Annotated in this window: 8 protein-coding genes; 3 read left to right on the forward strand and 5 right to left on the reverse strand. The window is 45.4% G+C overall.

Annotated elements, in window-relative coordinates:
- Positions 1–126: 126 nt before the first annotated feature.
- Positions 127–4008 carry a hybrid sensor histidine kinase/response regulator transcription factor gene (locus BN161_RS04855; protein ID WP_244436417.1) on the reverse strand — a complete coding sequence of 1294 codons (3882 nt, stop codon included), beginning with the start codon at positions 4006–4008 and terminating at the stop codon, positions 127–129.
- A 149-nt stretch (positions 4009–4157) separates the two neighbouring features.
- Here BN161_RS04855 and BN161_RS04860 point away from each other — a divergent pair, with 149 nt between their 5' ends.
- Complete coding sequence (locus BN161_RS04860) at positions 4158–7127, forward strand: PEP/pyruvate-binding domain-containing protein (protein ID WP_007217272.1); 2970 nt, start codon at positions 4158–4160, stop codon at positions 7125–7127.
- A 145-nt stretch (positions 7128–7272) separates the two neighbouring features.
- Here BN161_RS04860 and BN161_RS04865 read toward each other — a convergent pair whose 3' ends face one another.
- Positions 7273–8127 carry a metallophosphoesterase gene (locus BN161_RS04865; RefSeq protein WP_044263497.1) on the reverse strand — a complete coding sequence of 285 codons (855 nt, stop codon included), beginning with the start codon at positions 8125–8127 and terminating at the stop codon, positions 7273–7275.
- Positions 8128–8249: 122 nt separating this feature from the next.
- Between BN161_RS04865 and menA the strand changes: the two genes are divergently transcribed.
- Complete coding sequence (menA, locus tag BN161_RS04870) at positions 8250–9155, forward strand: 1,4-dihydroxy-2-naphthoate octaprenyltransferase (RefSeq protein WP_044263499.1); 906 nt, start codon at positions 8250–8252, stop codon at positions 9153–9155.
- Positions 9156–9218: 63 nt separating this feature from the next.
- Here the strand turns inward: menA and rfbB are convergent, their stop codons facing one another.
- The 3 genes from rfbB to BN161_RS04885 form a co-directional block, all read right to left on the reverse strand.
- Positions 9219–10358, reverse strand: a complete 1140-nt coding sequence (gene rfbB / locus BN161_RS04875) for a dTDP-glucose 4,6-dehydratase (RefSeq protein ID WP_044263500.1) — start codon at positions 10356–10358, stop codon at positions 9219–9221.
- A gap of 36 nt (positions 10359–10394) precedes the next feature.
- Positions 10395–11267, reverse strand: coding sequence for a glucose-1-phosphate thymidylyltransferase RfbA (rfbA, locus tag BN161_RS04880; protein ID WP_007214972.1), 873 nt, complete (start codon positions 11265–11267; stop codon positions 10395–10397).
- Between the two features lie 148 nt (positions 11268–11415).
- Positions 11416–11907, reverse strand: coding sequence for a metallophosphoesterase family protein (locus tag BN161_RS04885; protein ID WP_044263501.1), 492 nt, complete (start codon positions 11905–11907; stop codon positions 11416–11418).
- Positions 11908–11962: 55 nt separating this feature from the next.
- On the opposite strand from BN161_RS04885, the gene BN161_RS04890 reads away from it, so the two are divergent.
- On the forward strand, positions 11963–14032 hold the full coding sequence (locus BN161_RS04890; RefSeq protein WP_044263515.1) for an RNA degradosome polyphosphate kinase: 2070 nt from the start codon (positions 11963–11965) through the stop codon (positions 14030–14032).
- The last annotated feature ends 32 nt before the right edge of the window (positions 14033–14064 follow it).

A 14064-nucleotide genomic window follows, 5' to 3' on the forward strand; every position in this document is an offset into this window, starting at 1 on the left:
TTTATTGTGTTTTTAATATTGTTTACTGTCCACAATATTACGCACTATCAGGAAAACGGGAGTTGATTATCTAACAAAAAAGGTTTGATACCTGTCCGTGGTGGTTAAAAAGCTATCCTTAATACTTTAAATCTTGCTGGGACTCGTACCAAACTGCTTTTTAAAGCAAGTACTGAAGTATTTTGAATCAGAAAATCCAACCATGGAAGATACTTCACCAATCGAAAATCTTCGGGAAGCCAGAAGTTCTTTCGCCTTATTCAGACGGACAATACGGATAAAATCATTAGGTCCTTGCCCGGTCAAGGTCTTGATCTTATTATAAACGGAAGTACGGCTCATGCCCAACATACGGCAAAAGTCGTTGATAGAGAATTCTGAATTAGAAAGTTCTTCATCAATCACTTCCATCACTTTATCCATGAACTCCTTGTCCAGCTGGCTGGTATAATCTGTATCTTCCGGTGGAGTATCCATAGACAGCACCGTATCGCGAAGATGCTGCCTGTTCTGGAGGATATTCCGTATCCGGACTTTCAGGACAGAGAGGTCGAAAGGTTTGATTATATAATCATTCGCCCCGGCTTCGAGTCCGAATATGATATTCTCCCTTTCACTCAGAGCCGTCAATAATATCACAGGGATATGGCTCGTATCGACAGAAGATTTCAGTATACGGCACAATTCATCACCTTCTAACACAGGCATGACAATATCCGAAATAATAATATCCGGATTGATCTCCCTTGCCATCTCCAAAGCCTTCCCGCCATCGGGCACCCCGATTACTTTATATTCTGATGACAAACTGTTCATCAGATACTCCCTCATATCTTTATCATCCTCAGCCAGAAGCAACACATTCTTACCGGCATCTTCCTGTTCCGGGAAGGTATCAACAGCGGGTATTTCCAGAGTATTTTCTTTTCGCTCAACAACTATCCCCGACTTTATCTTCAACGGGAATGTAACGGTAAATGTCGTCCCTTTACCTTCTGTACTGCTAAACGAAATATCACCGTGATGCTGCTTCACAATCCTCCGTGTAATCATCAGTCCGATACCTGAACCCGTTTCCTGAAAGTTCATGGCATTCTGTGCCCGATAATACTCATGAAAGATATTTCTTTGTTCTTCTTTTGGAATGCCGATACCTGTATCTTTTACTTCAATCGACCATTTCTTCTTCGTTGTTCTTACCGTAATATAGATAATCCCTTTCTCCGTATATTTCAAGGCATTCGAAAGGAGATTGTCCACAATATGATCCACCTTATCCCGGTCCATCCACACCTGCGGCATGTCCGCCTCTGCCTTCAACTGAATTTCCACTCCCTTTTGCAGGACGGCCATGTGGAACTCCGCTATCTTTTCTTCCAGATAAGCTTTGATATCATAAGGAGAGACTTTCAGGCATTCGGCATGCAGTTCCGTTTTCTGTAAGTCCAACAACTGAGTAACCATACTCAACAGTTTCTCGGCATTCTTCACAGCTACCGCCACTGTCTTCTTACTTTCTTCCGGAAGTTCCCGCTGTGCTTCAAGTTCGCTCAGAGGTGCCTTTATCAAGCTGATCGGGGTGCGTATATCATGCGCTATGCTGATAAAGGAACGTATCTTCTCCTTTACCCGGTCTTCATTGGCTTTATGCCTCCGATACTGCACAAAGATATAAACAAAGACAGAAAGCAATATAAAATAAAACAGCAATGCCCACCATGAAACCCAGTAAGGACTACTGATTACCACCTTCAGACTGCGCTCCCCTATCTGTTGCCCGGTATATTTATCAAATGCCCGCAACCGGAATGTGTATGTACCGGAAGAGAGGTCCATATAGTTCACGCTCCGCACCGAATTGGAGTGTTCCCATTCTTCATTATGCCCCTCCAACATATACTCATACCTGATTCTGTGTGGAGCCGTAAAATTGATGGCAGAGAAAGAGATGGAGAATGAATTCTGATTATAGTTCAAGCCGATCTTCTGCGTGTCGTTGATATTAGTCTTTAAAAGGGAACCTTTCATACCCGCCTTCACCGATTCATAAAGCAATTTAAAATCTGTCAGTATCAGTTTGACAGGACCATGCTGTCCGAAGTCCAACGAAGGAGAAAAGGTGATCACTCCCTCTGCCGTACCCCAAGCTAGGCATCCGTCATTCAGTTTAAAGGCTGCATTAGGGTTATAATATCCCCAGGTAATATCCAGAAAATCATTTGCACTGATCAGAATATCTTTTGATAAGTCCAGACAATAGAGTTCTTTTTCCGTACTGAACCAGATACGGCCGTCGTTATCTTCCAACAGGCTATTGATGGAATTGGAGGCAAGACCGTTATCCGTAGTATAGACACGCGCCTCTCCTCTATCAGGGTTGAAACGCACCAATCCTTCTCCGTCGGTGGCAAGCCATATATCCCCGGATGAAGATTGTAATAGACATCGGATAGGATAGTGCAGGGAAATGTCCCCGAACTTCTGGTGCCACTGTATTTCCCCCGTAGCTTTATCAAAAATAGCCAGACCACTACATCCTGCTATCAGTAATGAACCGTCTTTACCGGCCCTCAAGTCTCCTACACAATCAATCGGATAATAGGTATAAGTATCTGTCAGCATATTATAGCGTGTAAATTCGCCTTCAATACCCCCTACCCAAAGACAATCACCTTCCGCATGGATAGCATAAATGTAATCGGTTGCCACACCCTTGTCCGAACCGGTTTTCCGTTTTTCCATCTTTTGCACCTTACCTGTTCGCTTATGAATGGCATAAAGACCGATGCCATATCCGCCGGCCCAGATGTTTCCTCTTGAGTCTTCAGCAAGAGCCAACACTACTTTAGAGCCATGCCCTGTACCATCCAGGAAGTGCTTCCATTGGCGCTGTTTGGATTGGTAAAGGCTGATCCCATTGTTTGTGCCATACCAGCAATCTCCCTCTGAATCCTGAAATATGACATTGATATGATCCGATTTCAGGGAATTGACATTATTCTGTTCATGCTTCATTCTCCTTACATCAGGAATATTGGGGTCTAAGTAGCTGATGCCATTGGTGGAGGTACTCACCCAAATGCCGCCAAATTCATCTACACAGATATCAGAAACGGTATTACCATTCAGACTTCTTTCATCATCTTCATTGGTGATATAATGCTTCAGAAGTCGTTCCGTGGTTCTGTCTATCTGGAAAACACCGGCACCATCGGCTCCTATCAGCAAGGTGTTATCGGGAGCCTGTGCAAAAGCGCGAATGGGAACATGGGGGATGAACTCTTTGAAAGACCGCACTTTCCTTGTTGATTTGTCCACGACAAAAGCCCCGTCGGAAAAAGTACCTACAAATAATTTATCTCCGGAAACATACAACGATTTGACATGCATTTCCGCGGGAAGAGGTATCGCTTCCTCTGAAGAAAAACCGGTTTTATTCGCTCGCTTCAGCCGATAGATACCTTGATTGGTTCCGGCACAGAATTCGGTATCATCTGTCTGCACCATGCAATTGACGCATTGACCCTCCAACCCGGCAAGCAATAAGCCAGACTCTTTTTCCCAACAGTAAACACCCGTTGACATACACACCCAAAGGCGATTGTCCGCATCAAAAAGGATATTATTCAAGACTGGAGAAGAAAGATATCCGGATGCATCGACACGCAGTTGAAAAGCATCCGTCCGGTTATCGTACGCGTATATCTTCCCGTTCTTCAAAGCAATCCAGATATTCCCCGAATAATCGCAGGTCATGGTAGTGGAAGACAGGATATGATCTTTGGACTCCACCGTTTCGTCCAGCTGATAGTGTTTTATTTCATTGCCGTCATACCGGTCTACCCCCATATGGGTATAGGCCCATATAAAACCGGCAGAATCTTTACTGATCTGGAACATCTGCCGGCTGCTCAACCCTTCTTTTATACTCAAGGGACGAAACGAACCGGCAAATAAAGTGAAGCATTGAAGGAGAAATATAAGTAAGGTGAAAATGTATTTTATCATAATATCGTTATTATCTGCCTGCATTACACATTTATAGGTTTCGCGGATGCAATATTAGACACAAATATAAAAAAAGTGGTTTAAAAACTATCCAAATAGGTTTGATTTCTATTACTTTTGTCCATCAAACCAATAAACCGTGATAAGCCATGCTCAGCAAGCTTAAATTAAACCAGCTCTATTTCAAAGATACGCAGTTCGCTAACCTGATGACGCGACGCATCTTCAACGTCCTTCTGATAGCCAATCCTTATGACGCTTTCATGCTGGAAGATGACGGACGCATTGACGAGAAAATCTTTAATGAATATACTTCACTTTCTCTGCGCTACCCCCCCCGCTTTACCCAGGTGTCTACCTGTGAAGAAGCTCTGGCACAACTCTCTACCGTACCGTTCGATCTCATCATCTGTATGCCGGGAACGGGAGATAACGACAGTTTCGATGTGGCGCGACACATCAAGAGCCTTTACGAACATATTCCCATGGTAATACTGACCCCTTTCAGCCACGGTATCACCAAACGCATCGCCAACGAAGACCTGAGTCCTTTCGAATATATCTTCTGCTGGCTGGGAAACACGGACCTACTGGTGTCTATCATCAAACTGATAGAGGACAAGATGAACCTGGAACACGACGTAAATGAAGTAGGTGTGCAGGTGATTCTGGTTGTGGAGGACGGTATCCGTTTTTATTCATCCATATTGCCCAACCTCTATAAGTTCGTATTGAAACAGAGCCAGGAGTTCAGTACCGAAGCATTGAATGCCCATCAGCGCACGTTGCGTATGCGTGGACGTCCGAAGATTGTACTGGCCCGTACGTATGAAGAAGCTATAGGCATTTACGAGAAATACAAGAATAATATATTAGGAGTCATTACCGATGTCCGCTTTCCACGTGTGGAACGTGGTGAAAAGGACGGACTTGCCGGTATCAAGCTTTGCGCTGCCATCCGTAAGGAAGATCCCTTCGTACCGCTCATCATTCAGTCGTCCGAATCGGAGAATGCGCTTTATGCTTCAAAATATGGTGCCGCCTTTATCGATAAGAATTCCAAGAAGATGGACGTAGACCTACGCCGCATCGTATCGGACAATTTCGGTTTCGGCGACTTCATCTTCCGCAATCCCGACACACTGGAAGAGATAGCACGTGTAAAGAACCTGAAGGAATTACAAAACATCCTTTTTGCCGTACCGGCAGAGTCATTCCTCTATCATATCAGCCGCAACCATGTCAGCCGCTGGCTCTATTCACGCGCCATGTTCCCGGTAGCAGAATTTCTGAAACCTATCACCTGGAACAGTTTGCAGGATGTGGACGCCCACCGTAAAATCATCTTCGAAGCAATTGTAAAATACCGCAAGATGAAGAACCAGGGTGTGGTAGCCGTGTTCAAGCGTGACCGTTTCGACCGCTACTCCAACTTCGCCCGCATCGGTGACGGCTCATTGGGAGGTAAAGGGCGCGGCCTCGCTTTCATTGACAATATGGTGAAGCATCACCCTGAATTCGAAGAATTCGATAACGCCCGTGTTGCCATTCCCAAGACCGTAGTGCTCTGTACTGATGTCTTCGACGAGTTTATGGAGACAAACAATCTGTATCAGGTAGCTCTTTCGGATGCGGAGGACGACGTGATCCTGCGATACTTCCTGAAAGCTAAGTTACCCGACCGACTGGTAGAAGACTTCTTCACCTTCTTCGATGTAGTGAAGTCTCCGCTTGCCATCCGTTCGTCTTCTTTGCTGGAAGATTCACACTATCAGCCTTTTGCCGGAATATACAATACGTATATGATCCCCTATCTGGATGATAAATACGAAATGCTTCGTATGTTGTCCGATGCCATAAAAGGCGTGTACGCTTCGGTCTACTTCCGCGACAGTAAAGCATATATGCAGGCCACAAGCAATGTCATCGACCAGGAAAAGATGGCGGTCATTCTGCAAGAGGTAGTCGGCAACCAATATGGTGACCGTTACTACCCCAGTATGTCCGGTGTGGCACGCTCGCTGAACTATTATCCTATCGGCGATGAAAAAGCCGAAGAAGGTACTGTGAACCTCGCCCTCGGTTTGGGAAAATATATCGTAGACGGTGGCATGACGCTCCGCTTCTCTCCCTATCATCCCCACCAGATATTGCAGACCAGCGAAATGGAAATAGCACTGAAAGAGACGCAAACCCGTTTCTACGCTCTCGACCTGCGTAATGCCGGACACGATTTCTCTATGGACGACGGCTTCAACCTGTTGAAACTGCACGTGAAAGAGGCGGAAAAGGACGGAGCACTGAATTATATAGCCTCTACCTACGATCCCTACGACCAGATTATCCGTGACGGTCTATATCCCGGCGGACGCAAAGTCATTACCTTCGCCAATATCCTGCAACACGACGTTTTCCCGTTGGCACGCATACTGCAACTGGTACTGAAATACGGTGAACAGGAAATGCGCCGCCCCGTCGAAATAGAATTTGCCGCCACCATGAGCCGGGAACAGGACAAATCGGGTACTTTCTACCTGTTGCAGATACGCCCCATCGTAGATACGAAAGAGATGCTGGATGAAGATCTGACAGCCATACCGGACGATAAAGTACTGCTTCGCTCCAACAATTCCCTGGGACATGGAATTATGAATGATATCTATGATGTCATCTATGTGAAGACGGATGATTACAGCGCATCGCACAATCAGGAGATTGCCTGGGAAATAGAGAAACTGAACCAGCAATTCCTTGATGAAGGCAGGAATTATGTTCTCGTTGGGCCCGGACGTTGGGGTAGCAGTGACACATGGCTGGGTATTCCTGTAAAATGGCCACATATCAGTGCCGCCCGCGTCATTGTGGAAGCCGGATTGACGAATTATCGCGTAGATCCCAGCCAAGGGACCCACTTCTTCCAGAACCTGACTTCGTTCGGTGTGGGCTACTTCACTATTAATGCCTTTATGAATGATGGCGTGTATGATCAGGACTTCCTGAATGCACAACCGGCCGTACACGAAAGCAAGTATCTGCGGCATGTCCACTTCGAACAACCTGTAACAGTAAAGATGGATGGCAAGAAGAAGCTGGGTATTGTGCTCTTACCCGGTGAGTGAACATGCAAAAGATGCCATCTTTTGATGTAAAACATGCCATCTAATGATGTTAAAGATGCCATCTTTTGTAGCGAAAGATGGCATCTTTTGTATGACAGGTCAGGGAGAACAGAGGAGAAGATAGTAATGAAAGGGGCGAAAGGTATTAATCTTTCTGCTGATGCAGTATAATCATCACCACTTCGCTGGGCGCAAAGAGCCGGATATTCTTATTGGATGTACCGATGCCATTGGTTATAATCATCGGTATGTGATGCGAGTTGTATTTCAATCCGGTACGGAAACGCTTGCCATAATGGGATGGAATGATCGGTGCGTACAAGCCAAATAGAGTGACCTGCCCTCCATGAGTATGTCCGGCAAGTACGAGATCGGTATTCGTAATGGGAACATCTTCCGCATAGTCAGGCGTATGCGTCAGCAGAATGACAAAATCATCGGGTGAAAGTCCAAGTGTGGGAGATGTGCCATTCTTCTTTAAATTGAAAGGATTGCGCACGCCGGCAATCAAAATTTCGTCTCCATTCCGTCTCAAAGTATCTACTTTATGTTCCAGCAAGTGCATACCGTACTTCTGCAATTCACGTACAATATCATCATAACAGGCTTCATAGTCATTATTGCCCAGTACGACATACGTCCCCATCGGTGTTTTCACCCCGGACAGGGCAGCCAAAAGGGGCTGAACATATTCGCAACCTTCATGCAAGTCACCACCTATCAACAAAGCATCTGCATGCTGGCTATTGAGCAACTTGACTAAATTGGCCAGTCCCTTCTCTTTGAAAAGACTTCTATAATGCAAGTCGGATATAAAAGCAATACGAAAACCATCGAAAGCGGTCGGTACATCGGGATGGGTAAATTCATAAGTCCTTATCCGGCTGATGCCTTTATATCCGGAATCGGACTTGGAAGACGAAAACATACTGCTACCCGACTTACAGGAAGAAAAGAATAGTAAGGAAAGGACGCATATATAAAATAAATTCTTCATCATAGGCAAGTATATTATTCATCGCAAATGAGCACATTATTCATCATAAACGAACACAAAGATAGGCATTTTCTGTATCTTTGCTACAAAATTGATAAATGAAAACTTACTTCTAAAACCGGAATATGAAAGAGATCAAACAGAATTCCCCCCGTGCATGGCTCCTTGCAGCCCGTCCCAAAACCTTGACGGGAGCTATCATTCCTGTGCTGATAGGTACTTCACTGGCATTTGCCGATGGACAATTCAAAATTGTTCCCGCTCTGCTGTGTATGCTCTTTGCCTGCGGTATGCAGATCGCCGCCAACTTCATCAACGACCTCTTCGACTTCCTGAAAGGTACCGACCGTACCGACCGCCTGGGGCCGGAACGTGCCTGCGCACAAGGCTGGATTACACCGGAAGCCATGAAAGTGGGAATCGGTGTCATTGTCATTCTTTCCTGTATTTCCGGTCTCGGACTGCTATACACAAGTTGGGGAGAACTGCCCCATGGAGGATGGGAACTCATTGTGCTGGGAGTATTCTGCGTAATATTTGCCTTTCTTTATACCACCATCCTCTCCTATCAAGGTTGGGGCGACTTACTGGTGCTGATATTCTTCGGCTTTGTTCCGGTAGGCGGTACATACTATGTGCAGGCATATACATTCACCCCAAACGTCATCATTGCTTCGCTCATCAGCGGACTGGTAATAGATACCTTATTAGTTGTGAACAATTATCGCGACCGCGATCAGGATGCCCTCAGCGGAAAACGTACGCTCATCGTCCGTTTCGGAGAACCTTTCGGCAGATACCTTTACCTCTGGCTCGGCATCATCGCGACGTTGCTTTGCTTCTGGTTTGCCCAAGGCTGGAACTATGCAGGTATCTTCATGCCTTTCACCTACCTTTATTTCCACGTAACTACCTGGAAACACATGGTAAAGATACGAAGCGGTAAAAAATTAAACAGCATACTGGGCGAGACTTCGCGCAATATGCTGTTTATGGGGATTCTTCTTAGTGTGATAATAATAATAAAATGATAGAGTGATAGAGTGATAATGGAAAGTTACATCACTTTATCATCCTATCATTTTATCACTCTATCATTTCTTTCCGTACATCTTCTCGTAATAGTGCTGATAATCACCGCTGGTTACTTCTTCCACCCAGTCCTGATTATTCAGATACCACTCGATAGTCTTCACGATACCGTCTTCGAATTTCGTTTCGGGATACCAGCCCAAAGCGGCAGTGATCTTTGCCGGATCGATGGCATAGCGCTGGTCATGGCCGAGACGGTCTTTCACGAAGGTAATCAGGTCTTCATTAATCCAGCTGATATCAATCTGACCGTCTTCATCCTTCACTTTCTTCTTCAGCACTTCACGATATTCCGGTTTCTCTGTCATCAATCGGTGGATAGTGGCAATAGTTAACTTCACGATTTCGAGGTTGGTCTTTTCATTATGACCGCCTACATTGTACACTTCACCTTCTACGCCTTCGCGAACTACCAGGTCGATAGCTTTGCAGTGGTCTTCCACATACAACCAGTCGCGCACATTGCTACCGTCACCATAAACAGGAAGCTTCTTTCCTTCCAGAATATTCTTGATAATCAGCGGAATCAGCTTTTCGGGGAAATGATACGGACCGTAGTTATTGGAGCAGCGGGTAATGGTTACCGGCATCTTATACGTATCATGATAAGCCATAACCACCATATCGGCACTTGTCTTGGAAGCACTGTAAGGACTGTGTGGGCAAAGCGGAGTTTGCTCTGTGAAGTATCCTTCGGCACCCAATGAGCCATATACTTCATCGGTAGAAACCTGATGATAGCGTACACCTTTGCGCCAGGTAGGATAACCATTTTCATCCTTACCCGTCACCCAGGCACGACGCGCTGCATCCAGCAGATTCTGCGTACCCAGAATGTTAGTAACCAGGAAAAGCTGCGGATTTTCAATACTGCGGTCTACATGACTTTCAGCGGCAAAGTTCACCACATAGTCGAATTTGAACTTGGCAAACAGTTCGTCAGCCAATACACGGTCGCAAATGTCACCCTTCACGAAGATACAACGTTCATCATCAATGTCTTTGGCGATGGTACCGAGGTTGCCGGCATAAGTCAAAGCATCCAGTATCACAAGTTTGACATCATCATGCTTTGCCAGAATGTGCTTGATATAATTCGCGCCGATAAACCCGGCTGCACCGGTTACGAGATAAGTCTTCATTGATTTATGATTTATAATTTATGATTTATGATTTTCTCAACGGTGGGAATTGGCAAGTTCCATCAGGTATGTACCGTATTCCGTTTTGCCGAGTTGTTCACCAAGACGATATAACTGATCGGCATCTATCCAACCTTTGCGCCAGGCTATTTCTTCGATACAGCTGACGCGGAAACCTTGTCGGTTCTGTATGGTAGCCACAAAGTTGCTTGCTTCCAACAGACTGTCACAGTTACCCGTATCGAGCCATGCGAAACCACGGCCGAAGATTTCTACTTTCAGTGTACCTTCATCCAGATACAAGCGGTTAAGATCGGTGATTTCATATTCGCCACGGGCAGATGGTTTCAAAGCGGCAGCCTTGGCAGTGACAGTAGAGTCATAGAAATAAAGACCGGGCACGGCATAGTTGCTTTTGGGTTGCGCAGGCTTCTCTTCGAGCGAAATGGCTTTGCCGTCGGCATCGAATTCCACCACGCCATAGGCACGCGGGTCCTTTACATAATAGCCGAAGATACATGCGCCTTTCTCTATGGAAGCTGCACGCTTCAGCATAGCAGAGAAACCTTGACCGTAGAACATATTATCACCTAGGATAAGACATCCCGGTTCACCGTTCAAAAACTCGGCACCCAGAACAAAAGCCTGTGCCAGTCCGTTGGGTTTCTCCTGTATCTTATAAGAGAAGGACATTCCGAGTTCTTCACCCGTACCGAGCAATTCGCGAAACATGGGTAAGTCACGTGGAGTGGAAATAATCAACACTTCGCGTATCCCCGCCAACATAAGCGTGGAAAGCGGATAGTAAATCATCGGCTTGTCATAAACCGGCATAATCTGCTTGGAAATAGCCTTTGATAAGGGGTAAAGGCGGGTGGCGCTACCACCGGCAAGAATAATTCCTTTCATATTTCAGTTCTTTTTTCGGTTGATACAAATATAGAATAAAATAAGAAGGAGGACCAAGCCCCACGGCTCTCAATTTGCTATTCAGGTCGCAAAGATAATGCAAAGCAAATGTAGTACAAAATAATTTAATTTATTTTTAGGAGCTTTCTCAACCTGCCAACTCTATTACTTCAAGATCCTTGAACACTCCATTGTCAATAATGAAACGTACCATTGTGCGTACCTTATGGAATCCGGACATGCCTGCAGCACCCGGATTGATGTGCAGCATATCCAGTGTTTTGTCATACTTCACCTTCAATATATGAGAATGTCCGCTAATGAAAAGTTTGGGCGGACGCACCAGAATGCTTCCCCGTATGGAAGGATCGTAATTGCCCGGATAGCCGCCAATGTGTTTTATCAGCACTTCGGCACCGTCAACAGTAAAACGGCTGATTTGCGGATAAACCTGACGGATGTTTTGCCCGTCAATGTTGCCATACACGGCACGGAAAGGACGGAATGCCGCCAACTTCTGCGCCACTTCCAGCGAACCGATGTCACCGGCATGCCAGATTTCATCACACGTTTCGAAATATTGCAGATACTTTTCATCCCAATATCCGTGTGTATCGGATAATAAACCAACTTTTGTCATCTTTCTTTTGTTTATCTGTGCAAAGGTAACTATATTTGGGCAAATCTTGATGAGTATGGAAAACCAATATCAATATTTTAAACGGGACATTAGTTGGCTGTCATTCAATTACCGTGTTCTGTTGGAAGCGGAAGATGACACCTTGCCTCTGTATGAACGCATTAACTTTATATCCATTTATTCTTCCAACCTGGAAGAATTCTACAAAATACGTGTTGCCGACCATAAAGCAATAGCTACCGGTGCCGCACAAAGTGACGAGGAAACCGTACAGTCTACCATCGAACTGGTGGATGCGATAAACCTTGAAGTAAACCGGCAAATGGAGGACCGTATCCGTATCTACGAGCAAAAGATACTTCCTGCCCTGAAGAAAAATCATATCATTTTCTATCAGAGCCGAAATGTGGAACCCTTCCATCACGACTTCGTGCGACGTTTCTTCCGGGAAGAAATTTTCCCGTTCCTGCAACCTGTGCCGGTGTCCAAGGACAAGGTCATTTCGTTTCTGCGCGATAACCGTCTGTATCTTGCCGTCCGTCTTCAACAGAAAGGATTGCCGCCCGGTGCTCCGGGACGTACGCAATATTTCGTAATGAAACAGCCGTACAGCAAAGTACCACGTTTCATAGAGTTACCCAAAGTAGGAAACAACTATTATCTGATGTTCATAGAGGATATCATCAAGGCTAATCTGGATGTTATCTTCCCGGGCTATGATGTAGAAAGCAGTTATTGCATCAAGATTTCGCGCGATGCGGATATACTGATAGACGATGCCGCCAACACTTCCGAAATCATCGAACAGGTAAAGACAAAAGTAAAGAAACGCAAGATAGGAGATGTGTGCCGCTTTGTGTACGACCGTGCCATGCCGCAGGATTTTCTTGATTTCCTGGTAGACGCTTTCCATATCGACCGCCGGGAGTTGGTTCCGGGAGACAAGCATCTCAACCTGGAAGACTTGCGCCATTTGCCTAATCCCAACCCCAATATACACCCTATACGGAAGCCGCAACCGATGAAGATAAACTGTCTGGATGAACGGGAATCCATATTCCGCTATGTGGAGAAAAAGGATTTGCTGTTACATTATCCTTACCATTCATTCGAACATTTCATCCACTTCCTGTACGAAGCCGTACACGAACCTACCGTGCGTGAAATCATGGTAACACAATACCGGGTTGCCGAGAACTCCGCTGTAATCAATACTCTGATAGCTGCCGCACAGAATGGCAAAAAGGTTACTGTTTTTGTGGAACTGAAAGCCCGCTTCGACGAAGAAAACAACCTTGCCACTGCTGAAATGATGAAAGCTTCGGGCATTAATATCATATATAGTATTCCTAAATTAAAGGTACATGCCAAGGTCGCCCTCGTCCTTCGGCGCGACGCGGAAGGGAAGAAACTAACCAGTTATGCCTATATCAGCACCGGTAACTTCAATGAAAAGACTGCTACACTCTACGCAGACAGTGGTCTATTTACCTGTAACCGAATCATCGTGAACGATCTGTACAACTTGTTCCGTACCCTTCAAGGCAAAGAAAACCTGAAATTCCATCGCTTACTGGTAGCCCGTTTTAACCTGATACCGGAACTGAACCGTCTGATTGATCATGAAATGGAACTGGCGAAAAAAGGAAAAGTCGGTCGCATCATACTAAAGATGAATGCACTGCAAGATCCTACCATGATAAACCGTCTGTATGAAGCCTCACAAGCCGGTGTGGAAATAGACCTGATTGTCCGTGGCATCTGCTGCCTGATACCGGGGCAAACATACAGTCGTAACATTCGTGTCACACGTATTGTGGATACATTTCTGGAACACGCGCGTATATGGTATTTCGGTAATGGAGGAAATCCGAAACTATTCCTCGGCTCACCGGACTGGATGCGGCGTAATCTGTACCGTCGCATCGAGGCCGTCACCCCCATACTGGACCCGGATGCAAAACAGGAATTGATAGATATGCTTTCTATCCAGCTCTCAGATAAGCGTAAAGCCTGTTTTGTAGATGAGAATCTGCGTAACTGTTGGAAATCAGCTCATCCACAAAAGGAAAAAGTACGTTCACAATATACTTTTTATGAATACCTGAAGGAGAAAACCGAATAGTTTTGTAACATCTATGTAATATGTATGACATT

It is taken from the genome of Bacteroides timonensis (assembly GCF_000513195.1).
Lineage (GTDB): Bacteria > Bacteroidota > Bacteroidia > Bacteroidales > Bacteroidaceae > Bacteroides > Bacteroides timonensis.